General features: G+C 65.0%; 20 protein-coding genes and 4 pseudogenes. 14 read left to right on the top strand and 10 right to left on the bottom strand.

The features are described 5' to 3' along the window. Positions 1 to 2 precede the first annotated feature (2 nt). A complete protein-coding gene (locus AC5P7X_RS11315; protein WP_070489131.1) occupies positions 3 to 932 on the bottom strand; it encodes a DUF6708 domain-containing protein in 930 nt (309 codons plus the stop codon). Positions 933 to 992: 60 nt separating this feature from the next. Further along, positions 993 to 1,289, bottom strand: a pseudogene (locus AC5P7X_RS11320) (PfkB family carbohydrate kinase); the annotation flags it as partial. A 185-nt stretch (positions 1,290 to 1,474) separates the two neighbouring features. Here AC5P7X_RS11320 and AC5P7X_RS11325 point away from each other — a divergent pair. After that, positions 1,475 to 2,689 carry a chymotrypsin family serine protease gene (locus AC5P7X_RS11325; protein WP_495214834.1) on the top strand — a complete coding sequence of 405 codons (1,215 nt, stop codon included), beginning with the start codon at positions 1,475 to 1,477 and terminating at the stop codon, positions 2,687 to 2,689. A gap of 65 nt (positions 2,690 to 2,754) precedes the next feature. Here AC5P7X_RS11325 and AC5P7X_RS11330 read toward each other — a convergent pair. After that, positions 2,755 to 3,089, bottom strand: a pseudogene (locus tag AC5P7X_RS11330) (LysR substrate-binding domain-containing protein); the annotation flags it as partial. Beyond that, positions 3,028 to 3,354: pseudogene (locus tag AC5P7X_RS11335) on the bottom strand (arsenic transporter); the annotation flags it as partial. The pseudogenes AC5P7X_RS11330 and AC5P7X_RS11335, both read right to left, overlap by 62 nt. A 66-nt stretch (positions 3,355 to 3,420) precedes the next feature. Here AC5P7X_RS11335 and AC5P7X_RS11340 point away from each other — a divergent pair. Beyond that, the gene (locus tag AC5P7X_RS11340; RefSeq protein WP_088497589.1) at positions 3,421 to 3,633 is read left to right on the top strand and encodes a hypothetical protein; all 213 of its coding nucleotides are present in this window, start codon (positions 3,421 to 3,423) and stop codon (positions 3,631 to 3,633) included. 106 nt (positions 3,634 to 3,739) lie between these two features. Further along, entirely contained in the window at positions 3,740 to 4,300 is a 561-nt protein-coding gene (locus AC5P7X_RS11345) for a hypothetical protein (protein WP_495204886.1), read from the top strand. Here the strand turns inward: AC5P7X_RS11345 and AC5P7X_RS11350 are convergent. Genes AC5P7X_RS11350 through msuE form a run of 3 tightly spaced genes read right to left on the bottom strand, consistent with a single transcriptional unit; the run spans position 4,257 to position 6,957 of the window. Then, complete coding sequence (locus AC5P7X_RS11350) at positions 4,257 to 5,291, bottom strand: methionine synthase (protein ID WP_495204887.1); 1,035 nt, start codon at positions 5,289 to 5,291, stop codon at positions 4,257 to 4,259. The genes AC5P7X_RS11345 and AC5P7X_RS11350 overlap by 44 nt on opposite strands. A gap of 39 nt (positions 5,292 to 5,330) precedes the next feature. Continuing rightward, entirely contained in the window at positions 5,331 to 6,308 is a 978-nt protein-coding gene (locus AC5P7X_RS11355) for a DUF1852 domain-containing protein (protein ID WP_138951290.1), read from the bottom strand. A 55-nt stretch (positions 6,309 to 6,363) separates the two neighbouring features. After that, the gene (gene msuE / locus AC5P7X_RS11360; protein ID WP_346607252.1) at positions 6,364 to 6,957 is read right to left on the bottom strand and encodes an FMN reductase; all 594 of its coding nucleotides are present in this window, start codon (positions 6,955 to 6,957) and stop codon (positions 6,364 to 6,366) included. Between the two features lie 75 nt (positions 6,958 to 7,032). Here msuE and AC5P7X_RS11365 point away from each other — a divergent pair, with 75 nt between their 5' ends. Further along, positions 7,033 to 7,947 carry a LysR family transcriptional regulator gene (locus AC5P7X_RS11365; RefSeq protein WP_171957003.1) on the top strand — a complete coding sequence of 305 codons (915 nt, stop codon included), beginning with the start codon at positions 7,033 to 7,035 and terminating at the stop codon, positions 7,945 to 7,947. Further along, positions 7,947 to 8,819: a methylenetetrahydrofolate reductase gene (locus AC5P7X_RS11370; RefSeq protein ID WP_070489144.1), complete on the top strand. Its 873-nt coding sequence runs from the start codon at positions 7,947 to 7,949 to the stop codon at positions 8,817 to 8,819. The genes AC5P7X_RS11365 and AC5P7X_RS11370 overlap by 1 nt, the downstream gene beginning before the upstream one ends. A gap of 6 nt (positions 8,820 to 8,825) precedes the next feature. On the opposite strand, the gene AC5P7X_RS11375 is transcribed toward AC5P7X_RS11370, so the two are convergent. Next, positions 8,826 to 9,977 carry a serine hydrolase domain-containing protein gene (locus AC5P7X_RS11375; protein WP_447900410.1) on the bottom strand — a complete coding sequence of 384 codons (1,152 nt, stop codon included), beginning with the start codon at positions 9,975 to 9,977 and terminating at the stop codon, positions 8,826 to 8,828. A gap of 223 nt (positions 9,978 to 10,200) precedes the next feature. On the opposite strand from AC5P7X_RS11375, the gene AC5P7X_RS11380 reads away from it, so the two are divergent. The 4 genes and pseudogenes from AC5P7X_RS11380 to AC5P7X_RS11395 form a co-directional block, all read left to right on the top strand. After that, positions 10,201 to 10,728 carry a DUF6622 family protein gene (locus tag AC5P7X_RS11380; protein ID WP_139727130.1) on the top strand — a complete coding sequence of 176 codons (528 nt, stop codon included), beginning with the start codon at positions 10,201 to 10,203 and terminating at the stop codon, positions 10,726 to 10,728. A 108-nt stretch (positions 10,729 to 10,836) separates the two neighbouring features. Next, complete coding sequence (locus AC5P7X_RS11385; RefSeq protein WP_065177798.1) at positions 10,837 to 11,214, top strand: hypothetical protein; 378 nt, start codon at positions 10,837 to 10,839, stop codon at positions 11,212 to 11,214. Positions 11,215 to 11,327: 113 nt separating this feature from the next. Then, the gene (locus AC5P7X_RS11390) at positions 11,328 to 11,798 is read left to right on the top strand and encodes a hypothetical protein (protein ID WP_070489153.1); all 471 of its coding nucleotides are present in this window, start codon (positions 11,328 to 11,330) and stop codon (positions 11,796 to 11,798) included. Positions 11,799 to 11,842: 44 nt separating this feature from the next. Continuing rightward, positions 11,843 to 12,049 (top strand): annotated as a pseudogene (locus AC5P7X_RS11395) (hypothetical protein); the annotation flags it as partial. Here AC5P7X_RS11395 and AC5P7X_RS11400 read toward each other — a convergent pair. Then, positions 11,969 to 12,328 (bottom strand): hypothetical protein, encoded by a 360-nt coding sequence (locus AC5P7X_RS11400; RefSeq protein WP_495214835.1) that lies wholly within the window; start codon positions 12,326 to 12,328, stop codon positions 11,969 to 11,971. The pseudogene AC5P7X_RS11395 and the gene AC5P7X_RS11400 sit on opposite strands and share 81 nt — an antisense overlap. A 30-nt stretch (positions 12,329 to 12,358) precedes the next feature. After that, the gene (locus tag AC5P7X_RS11405) at positions 12,359 to 13,261 is read right to left on the bottom strand and encodes a LysR family transcriptional regulator (RefSeq protein WP_053496567.1); all 903 of its coding nucleotides are present in this window, start codon (positions 13,259 to 13,261) and stop codon (positions 12,359 to 12,361) included. 109 nt (positions 13,262 to 13,370) lie between these two features. Between AC5P7X_RS11405 and AC5P7X_RS11410 the strand changes: the two genes are divergently transcribed. From AC5P7X_RS11410 to AC5P7X_RS11430, 5 genes are all read left to right on the top strand, one after another. Further along, positions 13,371 to 14,492, top strand: coding sequence for a 4-oxalomesaconate tautomerase (locus tag AC5P7X_RS11410; RefSeq protein WP_495214837.1), 1,122 nt, complete (start codon positions 13,371 to 13,373; stop codon positions 14,490 to 14,492). Positions 14,493 to 14,567: 75 nt separating this feature from the next. Beyond that, positions 14,568 to 15,626 (top strand): ABC transporter substrate-binding protein, encoded by a 1,059-nt coding sequence (locus tag AC5P7X_RS11415; RefSeq protein ID WP_070489222.1) that lies wholly within the window; start codon positions 14,568 to 14,570, stop codon positions 15,624 to 15,626. A gap of 14 nt (positions 15,627 to 15,640) precedes the next feature. Next, positions 15,641 to 16,474 carry an ABC transporter ATP-binding protein gene (locus AC5P7X_RS11420; protein WP_053496569.1) on the top strand — a complete coding sequence of 278 codons (834 nt, stop codon included), beginning with the start codon at positions 15,641 to 15,643 and terminating at the stop codon, positions 16,472 to 16,474. Continuing rightward, positions 16,458 to 17,234, top strand: a complete 777-nt coding sequence (locus tag AC5P7X_RS11425) for an ABC transporter permease (protein WP_329842241.1) — start codon at positions 16,458 to 16,460, stop codon at positions 17,232 to 17,234. The genes AC5P7X_RS11420 and AC5P7X_RS11425 overlap by 17 nt, the downstream gene beginning before the upstream one ends. Before the next feature lie 132 nt (positions 17,235 to 17,366). Continuing rightward, positions 17,367 to 18,800, top strand: coding sequence for an OprO/OprP family phosphate-selective porin (locus AC5P7X_RS11430; RefSeq protein ID WP_253134848.1), 1,434 nt, complete (start codon positions 17,367 to 17,369; stop codon positions 18,798 to 18,800). Positions 18,801 to 18,819 lie beyond the last annotated feature (19 nt).

Raw genomic sequence — 18,819 nt, forward strand, 5'->3', positions numbered from 1 at the left:
GGTCAGCGCAGGTCCGGTGGATTCATCGAAGCGTCGCGGACACAGGGATCACCGGCGTCCGGTGTCAGGCACGCCTCGATGTCCGGTGGAAACCGCGGAATCCTGCTGGTCTGCATCACCACCCAGCGCATGATCGTGTGCAGGTAGTTGAGTGGCAGCATCGTGAGCCACATGAAACCCGGGAGCTGCGCGTCTTCGGCGAAGATGCGCTCCTTGCCGGACGCGAAGCTCTCGCGCTTGCCGTCCAGCGGCATGCAGTAGTGCACCGCGTCCACGACGGCTGCCGGTCCTTCTTCCATGTAGCGCCGCAGGAACTCCCAGTGGGCATGCGCGTTCTCGATGCGGGAGGTCGCGATGCAGAACGCGAACGTCTCCCGTACTGTCACGCCATCCGCGTCCAGGATCAGTCCGCGGACATCCCAGTTGTACCATCCGAAGGTTCCGGTTCCGCGGCCAAGCGTGAAATACACCCGGTCCCAGGGCGCGCTGAGGGTGGTGCCATCCAGCCGGAACACGTGTATCTGCCGATGCTTGCGATCAAGCGCGATCGGATAGTAGGTCCAACGGAACAGCTCGAGGCAAGCTACCCATATGCTCGCTGCAGTGAAGACGGCCAGCATCGCCATGCCTATGAATATCGCCTCCCACAGGCCGTTTTGGTTCGGTAGCCTGTTCACGACCAGCAACCAGAGCAGCATCAGCATGCCGCCCAGCCCGAAGGCAATGCCGATCGCGCCCAGCAGGGCTGCAAAGCCACGTGCGGCGAACCAGCGATCCACCGAAACCAGGCAGTTCGAATTCATCTTCACCACGCACAGCTGCGCCAGCGGCGCGACATCCAGTCGCTTCTTCCGCAGCAGGCGGTGCTCACGATCAAACGCATTCAGCGGGCGGTTGTTGGGAAATTTGCGCGTGTATCCGGTGTAATCCATGGGCGATCCCTGCGCGATTCCAGCGCCCGTTGGATTCTAGCGGGATTATCCTGGGGGAGATCAGCGACGAACGTCGAACTGGTCGCTCTCCATCAGCGCCCGGACTTCAGCTTCGCGGGCAGGGCTGAAGTCGCCGGGAATGGCGTGCTTCAACGCGCCCGCAGCCAGTCCGAAGCGCACGGTGCTTTCTGCGTCCAGCCCGGACAGCAATCGGTGCACGATGCCGGCGGCAAAGGCATCGCCACCGCCGATGCGATCAACGATGCCGGGCAGCGGCCTCGGAGGAGCCTGCGCGCGGGTTCCATCGCGTCCCAGCAGCAGCGCACCGAGCACGTGATGGTCGGCGCTGATTACCTGGCTGTTTCTGAAGAACTACCAGCGCTAAGCTTGATCTGGCGCGACGCACACCTGCGTTGAAGCGCGCAATGCATCACGAAACGGTGAATGGCCCTCCTGCCCCGCCGAGCGCAAAGAGGTTTCCTGCTACCTTCGGCCGTGGAGCCGGCACTGGCTCCTGAACTCATTCCATGGAGGAAACCTAGATGTCGCTAGCATCAGTTCTGCTTGTTCTCGCGTCAGCTCAGAGTCTCGCGGTCATGCCGGCAGGCCAGGCATTTTCGGAGAAGGAATCGGATATCGCTGCCAAGGCCTACATGAGTGCGAACGGCGTGTCACTCGACACCGCCAAGCGCAGGCTGGAAGTTGAATCCGAGCTACCTTCGGTCATCGCCGAACTGAAACGGCGATACAGTGATCGGCTCGCATTTGTTTCGATCGAAAACATGCCCGATCAACACCTCGTTGTTGGACTGAAGGGAAACATGATGGAGGCGGTCCGGCACTTCAGAGTGAGTGACTCATCCATCAGGGTCGAGTTCGAGGAGGGGTATCCGTACACGGAGAAGGAGTTCTCCGAAACCATGCATAGAGTCGTTCCACTTGTGGTCGAACTCATACCTGATGCAGTGAGTGTGGACGGCCGCCCCGAGCTGGGCATGATTGACGTTTCGGTTCGTGGAGCCGATGCAAAATCGTATGAAGCGGCCAAGCGCAAGATTGAAGAGGCTGCGAAGCTGAAGGTCAACATCATCCTTGGGAGGGATCCCTTCCGCAATTCGGCGTACACCGCCGGTGGGGCGATCCTGACTGCCAATGGCAGGATGTGCACAAGCGGCCTTGCGGTTCGGCACAAGCTGACCAAGGTAAAAGGGCTCCTTACGGCAGCGCACTGCGATGATCAGTTGCTTTACAGCAATTACGATCATGAGGTTGGTGGCCCGCAGGTCATGATGCCACTGACATTCCAGGACGCGCTCTTCGACGGTAGTCACGATGTTCAATGGCACTCGCTTCCTGCTGGAAATACACCGCTCCAGGAAGTGTTCGCAGAATTGAAGGGTGAGTACCAGACGAAGGCATTGATACTGATCCATGCGGACCTTCCACTGCATGGCCTCCTTTGCTTCCGAGGGGCTCGCACCGGCTTCAGTTGCGGAACCGTCACATCGGTGCAGCACGCCCCGTTGGGCGTATGTGGCGCTGCAGTCTGTGCACCCACTTGGGGAAGAGTGGAAGGCTCCGAACTTGCATGCGCGTCCGGTGACAGCGGCGCCGCCGTCTTCAACAAGAGCGGCTCAGGCTACGGGATCGTAAAATCCGCTGAGAATCCCAGTGATTCAATCGAGAAGGGAAGCTGCAAGGCGTTGACCGTCATGCCCTTCGGCAAGGTTGCCGATCTGAATCTCGACCCGGTATGAGGCACTGGGACCGAGGAAGCCTTCAGTAGGCGCCGCAGGGAATTGCTGCGGGCAGGAGAGGTGGCGCGCTCTGCCGTGGGCGAGAGCAGGGCACCACGGCGGCGGACTATGCCGATCGTGCGCGACACTACCGGGTTGCCGATCGCGCGTGTCACCAGGGTGGGGTGATCCCCGTCCGGCGTGGCCATCTTCGGCAGCGCTGACACGCCGATGCCGGCCTCGACCATGCCCAATGAGTCGACAGGTGGGCCACTTCGTAGTGCCAGCTGAGCTTGAGGCTCTCACGCGCCAACGCACCATTCAGCAGCGTGCGGTTGCCGCTTGCGCGGTGCACGGTGATCAACTGGCGCTTGGCCAGATCCGCCCATTCCACCTTGCGCTTGCGTGCCAGGGAATGATTGTGCCGGGTCGAACAGGCCTTCGCGCCGGGCCAGCCGGGCCAGCCCGGCCAGCATCATCATGCCGATCAGGAACAGATAGACATCGCGGCCCTCGGCCACCGCGTGCAAGGTCGTGCCGAACGGCACCGTTCCCAGCAGTGGAAGCAGAAGAGCAGCCCCCAGTGCCCACACGTACTCCGGAATGCGGAATGGCCGGAACAGCAGGCCGAGGGTCGCCACGGTCACGGCCGCCCAGATGAGGAAAGAGGAACAGGAAGCGAGCATCGGGCGGGGTGTCGCACCTCCCCGCATAAGGTGGGAGCCATTCAGGGCGTTGCGGTGGACTCAACGATGTTCGACTACCAGGGCTGGACCTTCAACGCCAATGGCCGAACCCGGGTGGCCCGGGTGGAACTGGATGGCGACGGCGACGGCACCATCAACCGTTACCGGTTGACCCTCGGGCCCGCCCAGTCCGGGCTGTGCATCAAGGTGGCCTCGCAGGAGGAAGCCGCCAAGAGGCTCGAAACCGAGGTGGAGAAACTGCTCGGCCCAGAGTGGTAAAGAGGGGAGTGGTCAAGAGGGCTTCACTGCGGCAGAAGCGTTGTGAGGTTGCCAGCGCCACTCCGCAATCTCAGTCCATGCGACGGCCGACCGTATTCTTACGGCCATGCATTCGCCCTCCAGCGCTCCCGATTTCATGATAGCCCGCCAGCCCTCGGGCTGGGTGCAGAGCGGCGAGCGCTGGGACCTGTGGTGGAACGGGCGTTCGGTGGCCAGTATCGTGCCGCATGCCGCGCTCGGGTTCCGTCTGTACCTGGACGCACGCAAGATGTCACAGGCCAAGGTCGTGTCCGCCACCAGCGCCCGTCAGGCCAAGCGCTACGCCGAGCGCTGGTGTGCTGCACGGCTCTGCCCGCAGTTGCCTCTGCGCGATGCGGTGGCGCGGTTGGTGGATGCCGCCGGTACTCCACCGCCTCCGGCGCTCACGCGGGAGCAGCGGCAGCAGGCCCGGCGCCTGGCCGAAGCCGGGGCAGGGGAGATGGGGCGGATCAAGGAAGCGCTGGCGCCACGGCCGCGCATGACGGCCGCCAGGCCCGAGGTGCAGGGGCGAGGTGGAGCCTGGTCTGTACCCGGCCAGGTTCCATCCTCCCCGCGCCGAAACGGGAACACATCCCCAGCCAGGGCTACGCCAAAAGCTCCTCACGTACGATCCTCGCCCCCGCGCTGAGTGCGCGCAGCTTGCCCCTGGCCACATCGCGCGCCAGCGGCGCCATGCCGCAGTTGGTGCTCGGGTAGAGCTTGTCGGCGTCCACGAACTGCAGCGCCCTGCGCAGCGTGTTGGCCACATCCTCCGCCGATTCCACCGTGTTGGAGGCCACGTCGATGGCACCGACCATCACCTTCTTGCCACGCACCAGCTCGATCAGGTCCATCGGCACGTGCGAGTTCTGGCATTCCAGCGAGATGATGTCGAGGTTGGAGGCCTTCAGCTTCGGGAACGACTCCTCGTACTGGCGCCATTCCGATCCCAGGGTCTGCTTCCAGTCGGTGTTGGCCTTGATGCCGTAGCCGTAGCAGATGTGTACCGCCGTCTCGCACTTCAGCCCTTCGATCGCGCGCTCCAGTGCGGCTACGCCCCAATCATTCACTTCGTCGAAGAACACATTGAAGGCCGGCTCATCGAACTGGATGATGTCAACGCCGGCGGCCTCCAGCTCCTTCGCTTCCTCGTTGAGGATCTTCGCGAACTCCCAGGCCAGCTTTTCGCGGCTCTTGTAGTGCGCGTCGTACAGCGTGTCGATCATCGTCATCGGGCCGGGCAGCGCCCACTTGATCGGCTGCGTGGTCTGGCGGCGCAGGAACTTCGCATCCTCGACGAATACCGGCCTGGGGCGGCTCACGGCGCCAACCACGGTCGGCACGCTGGCATCGTAGCGGTTGCGGATGCGCACGGTTTCGCGCTTCTCGAAGTCGACGCCGCTGAGATGCTCGATGAAGGTGGTGACGAAGTGCTGGCGGGTCTGCTCGCCGTCACTGACGATATCAATGCCGGCATGCTGCTGTTCCTGCAGGGACAGGCGCAGGGCGTCCTGCTTGCCCTCGATCAGGCCTTCGTCCTGCAGCTTCCAGGGTGACCAGAGCTTCTCGGGCTCTGCCAGCCAGGAGGGTTTGGGCAGGCTGCCTGCGGTGGAGGTGGGGAGCAGCGTCTTCGTCGGCATCGTGTGGTGTGTCCTGGGGGCGAATGGGAAATCGATGGATCAGCGGGCGGCCCACTGCTCAAGCACGGCGCGGTACGGCTTGATGAAGTGTTCTTCGGTGAACCGGCCCTGCTTGACCGCCAGCTGGCTGCGCTCTTCGCGGTCGTAGACGATGCGGGTGGAGGAGTAGTCCTGGTGCTTCAGGCTGGGCTGGTAGACCTTGCCGGCCACGGAATTGGCGTTGTAGATCTCCGGGCGGTAGATCTTCTGGAAGGCCTCCATCGTGCTGATGGTGCCGATCAGCTCCAGGTTCGAGTAATCGCCCAGCAGGTCGCCCTGGAAGTAGAACGCCAGCGGTGCGACGCTGCCCGGCGGCATGAAATAGCGTACCCGCAGGCCCATCTTGTCGAAGTACTGGTCAGTGGGGGAGAACTCACCCTGGCGGTATTCCACGCCCAGGATCGGGTGATGGTTCTCGGTGCGGTGGTAGGTCTTGCTGCTGGAAACACTGATGCAGATCACCGGCCCCTTGCTGAAGTTGGCGCGGTAGGCGTCCGAGCGCAGGAAGTGCTGGAACAGCTTGCCGTGCAGGTCGCCAAAGCCCTCCGGAAGGCCGAAGGTGGCCTTGCCCTCGTTGCTGGCCGGCAGCACGACGCTGAAGTCGTAGTCGCGCACGTAGGACGAGAAGTTGTTGCCAACGATGCCCTCGCTACGCACGCCGGTCTGCGTGTCGACGATGGTCGGCCGCAGCACTTCGATCAACGGGAACGGATCGCTGCCGTCGGCGCCGTCGATGTGCATCTCCACCGAGATGATGTCCAGCTCGACCGCGTAGCGATCGGCGCTTGGGTTGTCCCAATGCGCCAGATCATTGAAGCGGTTGTTGATCATGCGGATGGTGTTGCGCAGGTTTTCCTGCCGGGACGCACCGCGCGCCAGGTTGGCGAAGTTGGTGGTGATGCGCGTGCCTTCGGCCGGCTGGTAATCCTCGTTGAAGGGGATGCGCGTGATGCTGAAGGTGAAAGCGTCGTTCGTCATGGGCGGCGTTCCGTTTGCGGGGTGACATCCAGATGCAGGTCGGCGGCATCTGGCTTCAAAAGGCTTCGATGGCCTCGGCGGCGGCGACTCGCGCGCCGCGATGGGACAGCGCCAGCAGCGGCATTGCGCGCTGCACCGCCAGTCGTGCGCGCTGGATCAGCGCTTCGTTGTGCACGTGCCCCTCGGTGAAATCGCGGTCGGTGGCATACACGCCCAGGGGCAGGGTGCGGGCCTGGAAGAAGCTGAACAGCGGCCGCAGCTGGTGATCGATCACCAGTGCATGGCGGTCACTGCCGCCGGTCGCGGCCAGCAGGATGGGGGTATCGACCAGCGCGTCCTGGTCGATGAAGTCGAAGAAGTGCTTGAACAGCCCTGTGTAGGAGCCGCGATAGACCGGCGTGCTCACCACGAGGACATCGGCCCGTTCGACGGCCACCAGCTGGCGCTCGACAACCTCCGGGAGCTGCGACCGCCACAGCGCACCGGCCAGCTGCGGCGCCAGTTCGCCGAGTTCGATCAGCTGCTGATCGCTGCGCATGTTCTCGCCGATCAGGCCCAGCAGGTGCTCGGCGAGGGTGGCGGCCCGGGAGGGGCGCTGCAGTCCACCGGAAACGGCGACGATACGGAGGGGGCGTTGGGATGAAGGCATGACCCGATCCTAGTCATGCCTTTCCATGACGTAAAATGGTATTACTTCACCTATCCATGAGTGAGATTCATCTTAATGTTGGAGCGGATCCACCTCAGCATCGTGCAGCAGGTCGAGCAGCAGGGCTCGCTCACCGCTGCTGCCGGCGTGCTCAACCTGACCCAGTCGGCGCTCAGCCACAGCATGAAGAAGCTGGAGCAGCAGCTGGGTACCGATGTCTGGCTGCGCGAAGGCCGCAGCCTGCGGCTGACCCAGGCCGGGCAATATCTGCTGGCAGTCGCCAACCGGGTGCTGCCGCAGCTGGACCTGGCCGAGGAGCGCCTGCGCCAGTTTGCCCAGGGCGAGCGCGGCGCGCTGCGCATCGGCATGGAATGCCACCCCTGTTACCAGTGGCTGCTGAAGATCGTCTCGCCGTACCTGGCCGCGTGGCCGGACGTGGATGTGGACGTCAAGCAGAAGTTCCAGTTCGGCGGCATCGGCGCGCTGTTCGGCTACGAGATCGACCTGCTGGTCACGCCCGATCCACTGCTGAAGCCGGGCCTGAAGTTCATCCCTGTGTTCGACTACGAGCAGGTGCTGGTGGTGGCCAGCAACCACGCCCTGGCCAAGGTGGACCACGTAAAGCCGCGCCAGCTCAGCCAGGAAGTGCTGATCAGCTACCCGGTGCCGTTCGAGCGCCTGGACATCTACAACCAGTTCCTGCTGCCGGCCGGCATCACCCCGCGGCGCCACAAGGCCATTGAAACCACCGACATCATGATGCAGATGGTGGCCAGCGGCCGCGGCGTGGCTGCCATGCCGCGCTGGCTGGTGGAGGAGTACGCCACGCGCATGGAGGTGGTGCCCGTACGGCTGGGCGCCAAGGGCATCCCCAAGCAGATCTACCTGGGCGCGCGCGAGGCCGATACCGGTATCGACTACCTGCAGGCCTTCATCGAACTGGCCCGCAACAGCTCGCCGCTTGCCGGCAATGTGGGCGGAGCACGTTGATGCCGGCAGGCCTGTCACTGCGGGCGGACGCCTTCATCAGCGCTTTTTCACTGGAAGTCAGCGCGAAGGCCATGCCCGCGCTGTGCGCCGAGGCGGATCGGATCCCGCGCGGTACGGTCATCTCCATTCCCTACCTGGCCAGCGAGGATGACGACACCCGCCTGGCCGCCGCGCACACGGTGCGCGCGCTCGGATTCGAACCGATGCCGCATCTCTCTGCGCGGCGTGTCGGGTCACGCGCAGCGCTTGAACGCTTCCTGGAGCGTGCCGCCGGCGAAGCCGGGGTCGCGCGTTGCCTGCTGATCGCGGGCGACCTGGCCACACCTGCCGGACCGTTTGCCGACAGTGCTTCGATCATCCAGACCGGTGTTCTGGAGCAATCCGGCATCAAGGTCGTTGCTATCGGCGGGCACCCGGAAGGGCATCCGGCAATGCGCAGTGAAGAACGCTGGCAGGCGCTGGAGGGTAAATGCCAGGCCATCGAAGCACGTGGCATGGCTCCCTTGGTCGTCACCCAGTTCGCCTTCGATGCCGATACCGTGCTGGCCTGGCTGGATGCACTGCGCACGCGTGGCATCGCGGTTCCGGTGCTGGTCGGTGTGCCGGGTCCGGCCAGCATCACCCGGCTGCTGCGATACGCCGCGAGGTGCGGCGTAGGCGCCAGTGCATCGATGCTGGCCAGGTATGGCATCTCGATCGGCCGGCTGCTCGGCACGGCGGGGCCGGAGGTGTTCGTCGATCGACTGGTGAACGGGCTGACGGACGCCCATGGCCAGGTCAGCCCGCATTTCTTCCCGTTCGGTGGTGTTGCGCCGTCGCTGGAGTGGATGGCGCAGTACCGGCGGCGCATTTCAATCAGCCAGAGTGGATGATCCGCATCACTGCAGGAATCGCGTTGTCCGGGCGCCGGCATGTTCCAGCGCGGGCGCAGGCCTGGAAAGCCTCCCATTGCAGTGACGCATGCCCAGGTCGAGGCGCTCTGCAATACCCTGCGGGTTGATGTCTCCGGCGCGATTGATCAGCACGACGAGTGTTCTTCGATCGGTGGGACGGTGCCGGAGATACCCGGTGAAGCCTGCGGTTCCGCCGCCATGGCCGACGACCTTTCCGCCATCGGAAACTTCCCAGCCGGCCCCCCAGCCCGCGTTGCTGCCATTGGAGAGCAGTGTGTCGCACCACATCCGTTTCAGGGACGCCTCGGGCAGCAGTCGATGCTGGTCCAGCGCCACAGCAAAGCGCGCCATGTCGTCGATGCTCGCGAGCAGGCCGCCGGCGGCCCATGCCGAGCCCGGAGCAGTGGGAGGCGGTGCGCGCCAGTGGCCATCCTGGAACAGATGCCCTTGGGCAATCCGGCGCCGCTCCCCTGCACGACGCGGCCCTGCATCACGCATGCCCAGCGGCGACAGGATCTCCTCCTGGAGGATGCGCCAGTAATCCATGCCGGTCGCATGCTCGATGGCCAGGCCGAGCAGGATGTAGTTCGTATTGGAGTAGGCGTGCCGCGCACCGGGCGCAAACTCCAGCGGCCGCTCGGCCACCTCTGCAAGCAGTTCACGGGGGCCTGGATTCGTCGGCATCAACCGCAGGAAGTTGTCTTCATTCAGATAGTTGGGAATGCCTGAGGTATGGCTCAGCAGCTGCAGCAGCGAAGTGGATGCCCAAGCGGAAGGCAACCCCTCCACATACAGGCCGATGGGCGCGGTGACGTCGAGCAGCTGCCGCTGCTGGAGCCGGAATATCAGCAGGGCCGTGAACAGCTTGGTGATCGACCCCAGTTCGAACACGGTATGGCGATCAATCGGTGCAGTCCGGCTGTCACTGAGCCGCCCGGTCGTGGACAGCGCGGCAATGCGCCCGTGATCGACCAGAACCGCCGCCATGCCAGGCTGCCGTTCGGCCTGCAGCAATGCGGTCAGCGAACTGCATCCCGCTAACGTCGCCCGGCTCGCCAGCGCCGATGATGCGGACAGGCCGCAGCCGGTGGCCAGCAGCGCCGCACACAGACGGCGTCGGACAGGGTCGTGGTACATGCGCGTGGCTCGCAGCGGCGTCGTGGTGATGGTAGCGCGGGCCGAAGGCGGGCCGGCGCAGGACGTACCGGGCGTATCCACCCAACAGCTGCCGGAGGCCGGGCAGCACGCCAGCGGGTCATCCCCGATGGCTGACAGCTGTCACTGGTTGCAACCCGGGCGGAAGCGAATAGTGAGCGCCAAGGCGAGGGCGCCTCGCCACCACTCACCAAGGGGACCGCTCATGAACATGCTCCAGCACCTCGCCTCGCAGACGCCAATCTGGGTCTGGCTGCTCCTGGCCTTCCTGATCACCCGTGGCATCGCCGCCATGAAGCCGGCCGAGACCTCGCTGCAGAAGCTGGCGATCGTACCCGCCTTGTTCGCCGTCTGGGGTGCGTGGTCGGTCAGCCATCGCTTCGGCGCTTCGCTGAGCGCCTGGAGCGAATGGCTGGCCGGCATCGCCACGGGCGCGACGCTTGCCTGGCTGCTGTTGAATCGATTGAAGCTGACGCTGGACCGCAGCACCGGCAAGCTCTGGCGCAGCGCGGACTTCAGCCTGCTGCCGCTGCTGCTGGCCACCTTCCTGGTGAAGTACGGCTTCGAAGTCGCATTTGCGGTGTCGCCGTCGCTGTCCGCCCATGCCGGCTTCAGTGCCGCCTACCTGCTGCTGACGGGCGGGTTCACTGGCATCTTCGTGGGCAAATACTGCCGGTACCTGGGCTCGCTGCGGATGGATGCGGCGGGCAAGGGGCTGGAAACCGCAGGCTGATTGTCCGAGGCGTGCCGGCCGCTGGCCCGCGTCCCCAGGCAGGGTTGTGCGGCGCTGGCGCAGGCGTCACGATGCCCGCCACTGGCCACCACCGGAAACGCTGACGTCATGAAGACCACATCCTGGTTCTGGATCAACGTGGTCAGTCACTTCAGCATTGTCGCCGCCCTGGCCTGGCTGCCCGCACGGTGGACGGGGCAACTTGTGGAGGCGCTGGCCGGGACGCAGCCGGCTATCGGTGATACCCGGTATTTGGCCTTCATCGGCGCCATGTTCGGCTTCTGCGTAACCGCGCTGATCCTGATGGGGGCGCTGACAGTCACTGGCGAACTGCTGGGTTTCTCCAGGCCCTATGCGCGGCGGCCGGAGTCCCGAAACGAAGCGCAGGTCGTCCACCGGAAGGTGTTGCTGGTTGCATTCGCCACGCTCTCGTGGGTGGCCGTGGGATCGCTCGCGGGTATTGCGTCGATCTTCGTGGCTTCGTGACGAGGGCGTTCTGCAGGCGCGGCAACGCACGGAAGCTGCTGTCCACCGGCTGGGGCGGAAGGTTGCGAATCCGCAAAGTCCAAGGTTCAGACAGGTCAAATGAAGGCTCCAAGATGAAGATTCTGATCTCTTCCCTCATGTTCCTGGGCCTGGTGGTTGCGGCAGGAATCGTTTGGATAACGTATCCAACCTCTCTCGAATCTGAGCTCAGAACATTCCGCCCACTTCCACCAGAAACATTCAAGATGCTTCGCGACGATGCGATCGCCTTCGCTCGGGCGAACGCATTGAAAGGCATTACCATCGAAGCTGGCCCCCCGCAATCGAGCGTGTTCGAACTTCGGTGCAGAGAGGTTCCATTACTCCTGGTCGAGAACGGGCATGACCTGCTCACCCTCGATATCTTTGGATACGCAGACCGACGTGCGCCAGGCATTGCCAAGCTTCAGGATCAGACGACATCGAGACTGATCCCGGAGGGTCAGCCCGGCAAGCCCGGCCCGATTTCTGGAGGGCCCTCGGGACTGGAGGCGCTCATCATGAAGCATCGAGACGGCATCGATGTCGCGCAGCAGTGCCATTGAATCCAGGGGCGATTGAAGTGCGCCAAACGCATTGATCTCCTGACTTCGAATCCGCCGCACCCTATGCACGCCGCCTGATCGACCAGCTGGGCGTGCCCGACGTCGATGCCACGGATGGGCCGCCACTGGCGGTGGCTCTGCAGCAACAGCGCGGTGCCAGCAATGCGCGATCATCGGTGGGTAGCGTGACCACGCTGTCCAGCCTGGTGCGCATGATGTACTCGCGCGCAGGCGCCTACCCGGCCAACCAGTTCCACCAACATGGCCACTTCACGCGAAAGCGGCTGTCGCCAGAGAGCGGGTATCGTGATCCTCTGCAGATCAAGCTTGGCCCTGAGCGCATAGTGCTTGCGGGTGACCGGCACGGTGCAGGTCAGGCGGGAATCCAGGTAGTCCTTGAACAGCGGTGGCCGCCAAGCACCCAGATAGAACAGCCGATCCCGTTTGACCGCCGCGGGCAACGGCACGTCCGACAGGTCGCTGTCTGACGCATCGCTGACCAGGCAGGGTGCATGGCGGAAGCCCAGCATGCGCAGCAGCCCAGCCAGATGTCCGGCGCCTTAGACGGTCCCGCGCCACTGGCTCATCAGCATCTGCAGAAAGCGCTCCGCCGTGGGCGAGAGCAGGGCGCCCCGGCGACGGACGATCCCGATCGTGCGCGATACCACAGGATTGCCGATCGCGCGTGTCACCAGGGTGGGGTGGTCCCCGTCCGGCGTGGCCATCTTCGGTAGCACCGACACGCCGATACCGGCCTCGACCATGCCCAGTGACGTCGACAGGTGCGTCACCTCATAGTGCCAGCTCAACTTGAGGTTCTCGCGCGCCAGCGCACCGTCCAGCAGCGTGCGGTTGCCGCTGGTGCGATGCACGGTGATCAGCTGGTGCTCGGCCAGATCAGCCCATTCCACCTTGCGCTTGCGGGCCAGCGGATGATCGCGTCGGCAGGCGAGGACGAAGGGGTCCTCAGCCAGTACGTCGAAGTCGAGATTGGGATCGTTGGCGCCCATGAAGTTGATGCCGAACTCGACTTCGCCACGTTCCACTGCCTGCAGACCCTCCGTCGCCGGGATATCCAGGATGCGGAAGCGCACGTTCGGGTGCGCTTCGTGGAAACGCGCCATCACGCTGGGCAGGAAGTAGAACGCCGCCGTCGGCAGGCACGCGATGGTCACGGTGGCGCCGCGGGTGTCCTCCCGGCCGCGCAGTGAGAACAGCGAGCCATCGAATTCTTCCAGCATGCGGCGTACCAGCGGCAGCAGGTTCTCGCCGACAGCGGTGGTACTGACGCTGCGCGTGGTGCGCTCCAGCAGTGGCGAACCCACGGCCTGCTCCAGCTTCTGGATCCGCCGGCTGAGTGCTGGCTGGGAGACGTGCAGGATTTCCGCGGCGCGATGGAAGCTGCGGGTCTCCGAGACCAGCAGGAACGCACGCAGATCCAGGATTTCGCAATTGATGCTCATTGGGTATCAATCATCCGAAAATCAGCAATTCACAGATCAATTGGGGTCATGCCAGTATCGAATCACAGAGGGGTCATTCATCCCCTATACGCATCAATCTAGCACACGTATGTCCAACGATCTGCTCAGCATTCCCTGCGTGCTCATGCGCGGCGGTACCTCCAAGGGCCCGTTCTTCCTGGCCAGCGACCTTCCGATGGACATCGCTGAACGCGATCGCCTGCTGCTGGAAGTGATGGGCTCGGGCCATCCGTTGCAGATCGACGGCATCGGCGGTGGCAACGCGCTGACCAGCAAGGTGGCGATCATCGACCGCTCCAGCCGTCCGGACGCCGATGTCGACTACCTGTTCGCCCAGGTACGGGTAGAGCAGCAGGTGGTGGATACCTCGCCGAACTGCGGCAACATGCTGGCGGCCGTAGGCCCGTATGCCATCGAGCGTGGGCTGGTGCAGGCGCAGGATCCGCAGACCGAGGTGCGCATCCACAACGTCAACACCGGCAAGCTGATCATCGCCACGGTGGAAACGCCGGGCGGCAATGTGGTCTACCGCGGTGATACGCGCATTGCCGGCGCGCCGGGCTCGGCCTCGCCGGTCAGGCTCTCCTTCCTTGATGCGGCAGGTGCCCGCACCGGCAAGCTGCTGCCCAGCGGGCACGCGCAGGAGACCATCGATGGCGTGCCGGTCAGCCTGGTGGACTGCGCGATGCCGATGATGCTGGTACGTGCCGAAGACCTGGGCGTGCGCGGCGATGCCCCGCCCGCCGAACTGAACGCGGACGCGGTATTCATGCGCCGGCTGGAAGCGCTGCGCATCGAGGCAGGCGCTCGCATGGGCATCGCCGACGCCGGCAACAAGGTCATTCCGAAGCCGGTGCTGCTGTCGGCGCCGCAACATGGGGGCGATCTGCAGGTGCGCTATTTCATGCCGCATCAATGCCACACCGCGCTGGCCATTACCGGCGCGGTTGGCCTGGCCACCGCCGCCGTTACGCCGGGCACGCTGGCCCACACTTTGGTCGGAAGCCTGTCCGTTCCCGGCAGCATTACCCTCGAACATCCGAGCGGGGCCCTGGAGGTGGGCCTCAGTCGCAGCTCGCAGGATGCGCCGGTCGTTGCCAGCGTCGTGCGCACCGCACGCCGCCTGTTCGAGGGCCGCGTGTTTGCCACCACGCCAGCACTTGCCGTGGCCGGTTCCACCCAAGCCCGCCAATGGACGTCAGCGGCATGATCTGAACCCGGACGGGCCGGCGCAGGTGCGCATGCCCGCCATTACAACGTAGATGCTTCACTCCTGGGAGGGATGATGTACAAGCAGTTCTTGATGGCCGCGCTGTGCGCGGCTGGTCTGGCCGCGGCCGGATGCAGCAACAGCGGGCGCACCGAAGGCGCATCCGCCGGCGGTGGTGACAATGCACCGGTACGCATCAGCGTCGGCTCCTACAACCTCAACAACCTGCCGTTCTTCATCGCCGACGCCAAGGGGTACTTCAAGGACGTCGGCCTGCAGGTGAAGACCGAGAACTTCGCCCAGGGCGGCTCCAAGGTATTGCAGGCGCTGGTGGCCAATTCCACCGACGTGGCCGTCGGCTTCTACGACCACACCATCCAGATGCAGGCCAAGGGCAAGGACGTGGTGGCCTTCGTGCTGCTCTCGCGCAACTCCGGCCTGGTGATGGCCGGCCGCGAGGATGCCACCTTCGATCCGGCCCGCCCGGAGACCATCAAGGGCCAGAAGGTCGGCATTACCGCACCGGGCTCATCGTCGGATTTCTTCGTCCGTCACTTCCTCGCCCAGCACGATATTCCGGCTGACAGCATCTCGTTGATCGGCGTCGGCTCGGGCGCCGCAGCAGTGGCCGCGCTGGAGCAGGGCAAGATCGACCTGCTGGTCAACTACGATCCTGCCGCCACCCTGATCACCGAACGCAAGGTCGGCAGGATCCTCCTCGACGCGCGCAGCGACGACGGCGCCCGCCAGGTCTATGGCGGCCTCTATCCAACCTCGGTGATGTACGCCAACCAGAGCTTCCTGGACAAGCGCCCCGAAGCGGCCGAGAAGATCGCCCGCGCCGAGCAGATGGCGTTGAAGTTCATCGCCGACAACAGTGCTGAAGACATCGTTGCGGCGCTGCCGGACAACTACGTTTCTGGCGACCGCGCCACCTATGCGCGCGCGGTGGAGAACGCCCGCGCGATCTTCACCCGCGACGGTCATTTCACGCCGGCTGATCTGGAAACGCCGTTGAAGGTGCTGCGCGAGTTCAATACGGATGTGGCCAAGGCCAATATCGATCTGTCCCGCACCTACACCAATGCTTTCGTCGAGCGTGCCAACGCTGCGGCGCCGGCTGCCCAACCGTAAGCGGAGGTAACCCCATGGCCCTCAATGCCACCGTGCGCCACCTCAATGGCGCACCGCAGCTGGAGCCTGCACAGACCATGGTCGCGCTCAACAAGGTGACCATGTCCTTCGGCGAATTCACCGCCGTTCGTGATGTCGACATCCAGGTAGGTGATGGCGAGTTCCTTGCCATCGTTGGGCCAACCGGCTGCGGCAAGAGCACCATCCTCAATTCCGTGGCGGGCCTGCTGAAGCCGTCGTCCGGCCAGGTCAGCATCGACGGCCGTGCGGTCAGCGGCGTCCAGGAGTCGGTGGGCTACCTGTTCCAGCAGGACGCGCTGCTGCCGTGGAAGACCGCATACCAGAACGTTGAGCTCGGCCTGCGTTTCCGTGGCGTGCCCGAAGCCGAACGCAAGGCCAAGGCCAACGCGTGGCTGGCCAAGGTCGGCCTGGCCGGTTTCGAGCATCGCTACCCCCACCAGCTGTCCGGTGGCCAGCGCAAGCGCGTGCAGATGGCGCAGGCGCTGATCGTCGAACCGAAGGTGATCCTGATGGATGAGCCGTTCTCGGCGCTGGACATCCACACCCGGCACCTGATGCAGAACGAGCTGCTGCGCCTGTGGCAGGAGGACCGGCGCTCGGTGATCCTGATCACCCACGATCTGGAAGAAGCGATCGCCCTGGGCGACCGCGTGGTGGTGCTGTCCTCCGGCCCGGCCAGCCGTGTCGTGCGCAGTTTCGACGTGGATCTGGAACGGCCGCGGAACGTGGCCGAAATCAAGCTGGATGACCGTTTCACCGACCTGTACCGCGACATCTGGGCCTGCCTGCGCGGCGAAGTGGAGAAGAGCTATGCACGCCAAGACTGACAAGTTCATCCAACTGGCTCTGGTTGTGGCCATGTTCGGCGGCTGGGAGGGCGGCATCGCGCTGGGCGTGATCGATCCGTTCTTCTTCCCGTCGCCAACGGCGATCGTGCAGCAGGCCTGGACCTGGCTGTCCGATACCTCGTTCTACCAGCACGTCTACATCACGCTGACCGAAACCGCGCTGGGCTACATCATCGGCACCGGCCTCGGCGTGGCCGGCGGTGTCTGGCTGGGCCTGAGCCGCCGCTCGGCGCGCATCCTCGATCCCTTCATCAAAGGCTTCAACGCAATTCCGCGCGTGGTGCTGGCCCCGATTTTCGTGTTGTGGCTGGGGCTGGGCCTGTGGTCGAAGGTGGCGCTGGCGGTCACCCTGGTGTTCTTCACCACGTTCTTCAATGCCATGCAGGGCGTACGCGAGGTGAATCCGGTGGTGCTGGCCAATGCCCGCATCCTGGGCGCAAGCCGCAGCGACCTGCTACGCCATGTCTACTTCCCGGCAGCGGCCAGCTGGATCCTGTCCTCGCTGCGCACCTCGGTGGGCTTCGCCGTGGTCGGCGCGATCATCGGTGAGTACCTCGGCGCCTCGGCGGGCCTGGGCTACCTGATCGCGCAGGCAGAAGGCAACTTCAACGCCGTCGGTGTGTTCGCCGGCATCATCATCCTGGCCGCCTTCGTGCTGGTCATCGACGCGCTGCTGGACGTGGTCGAGAACAAGCTGATCACCTGGCGTCCCAACGCCCAAGCCCAGGCCACCAGCTGACCGGGCCGGGCTGAGCCCGCCTGCCGCGCCGCCGGGCCGATCCGGCGGCGCGCGCTTCCTCCCCCGATCTTCCCCCGCACCACCGCAACAGGCCAGCGCCGGGCCAGGGGGCCGGCTGGCCGGAGAGAGTCCATGAACCATTCCACCGTGCTGCCGCTGGCAGCGCTGTCGGTCGCGCTCGGCCTGCTGTTGGCCAGTGGCCATGCTGGCGCCCAGGCTGTTTCGTCCCCACCCGCACCATTGAGCCAGGCCGAACTCTCACGCCTGGTGCAGCAGCAGGCGCTGCAGATCCAGCAGTTGGAGGCGCGCCTGCGTGCCGTGGAGGGCGGGCACAGCACCGCCGGTGCGGCGGCCGCAACGCAGGGCCCCGCGCTGGACACCCGCGTCGCCGCACTGGAATCCAGCCAGGCCAAGGCGCCCAAGGTCACCTGGTCCAAGGGCGCACCGGAGTTCAGCAGTGCCGATGGCAGCGTGGCGTTCCGTCCGCGCGGACGCCTGTTCGTCGACGCGTCCAGCACAGACGGATCGTCCGTGAGTGACCGCAACATCTCCGGTACCGAGATCCGCTCGGTGCGGCTGGGCGCCGAAGGCCGCTACGGCATCCTCGGCTGGGCGGTGGAAGGCGACTTCGCCGACAACGCGGTGGCGTGGAAGTCGGTCTACGCCACCGTGGACCACCGCCTGTTCGGGCTGCCGGCCGACCTGACCGTGGGCAACCGCCTCAACGACCGGGGTATCGACGGCTCCAGCAGTACTTCCAACACGCCGTTCCAGGACCGCAACGTGGTCGGCACGCTGATGCTGCCGCAGCGCGGCCTGTTCGGTGTCGGCCTGACCGAGCGCGTGTACGGCAAGGACTGGCATGCCAGCCTGTCGGTGGCCGGCAACGATCTCAACAACGCCGGCACCGACAACGACAGCCAGACCTGGGCCACGCGCGTGCATTGGAACCCGGTGGCCAATGATGCGGTCACGGTGCACCTGGGGGCCTGGGCCTTCCACGAGGAGATCGCCGCAGGCGCCAGCGGCGTCGTCCGCAGTTCGGCCATCGCCGGGCACTTCAACGACCTGGTCAAGATCGCGCCGGGCACACTGCTGGGCGCCGAGCGCAGCACGGCCTATGGCGCGGAACTGGCAGGCTTCTTCGGGCCGGCCTGGGCGACCGGCGAATGGGGTACGCGCAACCTGCGCGGGGCCGACGCCAGCGGGCGCTACGATCTGGACCACCAGGCCTGGGCGATTTCGGCTGGCTGGTTCCTGGCCGGTGCAAGGCCGGCCTATTCGGGCAAGGCCGGCACCTGGGGCCGGGTCAAGGTGGCCGATCCTGTCACCCGCGGCGGTGCCGGGGCATGGGAACTGAAGGGGCGCTACGAGGATGTGGACTATGCCGAGCTGCCCAGTGGCGGTACCGGCCACGCGTGGACGCTGGGTGCGAACTGGTATCTCAACGATTTCAGCCGCGTGATGTTCGAGGCGATCCGTTGGCAGACCCGCAACCGCAGCGGCACCGGCCAGGGCAGGGATGAAGGCACCACCTTCAACACCCGCCTGCAGGTGGCCTTCTAGAAGCGCATGCCGCTCGTGC

Source organism: Stenotrophomonas sp. YJH_SMC_53 (genome assembly GCF_059369995.1).

Excerpts from the sequence above, each read along its gene's own strand:
- AC5P7X_RS11315 (WP_070489131.1), bottom strand. The coding sequence starts at position 932 with ATGGATTACACCGGATACACGCGCAAATTTCCCAACAACCGCCCGCTG.
- AC5P7X_RS11325 (WP_495214834.1), top strand. The coding sequence starts at position 1,475 with ATGTCGCTAGCATCAGTTCTGCTTGTTCTCGCGTCAGCTCAGAGTCTC.
- AC5P7X_RS11340 (WP_088497589.1), top strand. The coding sequence starts at position 3,421 with ATGTTCGACTACCAGGGCTGGACCTTCAACGCCAATGGCCGAACCCGG.
- AC5P7X_RS11345 (WP_495204886.1), top strand. The coding sequence starts at position 3,740 with ATGCATTCGCCCTCCAGCGCTCCCGATTTCATGATAGCCCGCCAGCCC.
- AC5P7X_RS11350 (WP_495204887.1), bottom strand. The coding sequence starts at position 5,291 with ATGCCGACGAAGACGCTGCTCCCCACCTCCACCGCAGGCAGCCTGCCC.
- AC5P7X_RS11355 (WP_138951290.1), bottom strand. The coding sequence starts at position 6,308 with ATGACGAACGACGCTTTCACCTTCAGCATCACGCGCATCCCCTTCAAC.
- msuE (WP_346607252.1), bottom strand. The coding sequence starts at position 6,957 with ATGCCTTCATCCCAACGCCCCCTCCGTATCGTCGCCGTTTCCGGTGGA.
- AC5P7X_RS11365 (WP_171957003.1), top strand. The coding sequence starts at position 7,033 with ATGTTGGAGCGGATCCACCTCAGCATCGTGCAGCAGGTCGAGCAGCAG.
- AC5P7X_RS11370 (WP_070489144.1), top strand. The coding sequence starts at position 7,947 with ATGCCGGCAGGCCTGTCACTGCGGGCGGACGCCTTCATCAGCGCTTTT.
- AC5P7X_RS11375 (WP_447900410.1), bottom strand. The coding sequence starts at position 9,977 with ATGTACCACGACCCTGTCCGACGCCGTCTGTGTGCGGCGCTGCTGGCC.
- AC5P7X_RS11380 (WP_139727130.1), top strand. The coding sequence starts at position 10,201 with ATGAACATGCTCCAGCACCTCGCCTCGCAGACGCCAATCTGGGTCTGG.
- AC5P7X_RS11385 (WP_065177798.1), top strand. The coding sequence starts at position 10,837 with ATGAAGACCACATCCTGGTTCTGGATCAACGTGGTCAGTCACTTCAGC.
- AC5P7X_RS11390 (WP_070489153.1), top strand. The coding sequence starts at position 11,328 with ATGAAGATTCTGATCTCTTCCCTCATGTTCCTGGGCCTGGTGGTTGCG.
- AC5P7X_RS11400 (WP_495214835.1), bottom strand. The coding sequence starts at position 12,328 with ATGCTGGGCTTCCGCCATGCACCCTGCCTGGTCAGCGATGCGTCAGAC.
- AC5P7X_RS11405 (WP_053496567.1), bottom strand. The coding sequence starts at position 13,261 with ATGAGCATCAATTGCGAAATCCTGGATCTGCGTGCGTTCCTGCTGGTC.
- AC5P7X_RS11410 (WP_495214837.1), top strand. The coding sequence starts at position 13,371 with ATGTCCAACGATCTGCTCAGCATTCCCTGCGTGCTCATGCGCGGCGGT.
- AC5P7X_RS11415 (WP_070489222.1), top strand. The coding sequence starts at position 14,568 with ATGTACAAGCAGTTCTTGATGGCCGCGCTGTGCGCGGCTGGTCTGGCC.
- AC5P7X_RS11420 (WP_053496569.1), top strand. The coding sequence starts at position 15,641 with ATGGCCCTCAATGCCACCGTGCGCCACCTCAATGGCGCACCGCAGCTG.
- AC5P7X_RS11425 (WP_329842241.1), top strand. The coding sequence starts at position 16,458 with ATGCACGCCAAGACTGACAAGTTCATCCAACTGGCTCTGGTTGTGGCC.
- AC5P7X_RS11430 (WP_253134848.1), top strand. The coding sequence starts at position 17,367 with ATGAACCATTCCACCGTGCTGCCGCTGGCAGCGCTGTCGGTCGCGCTC.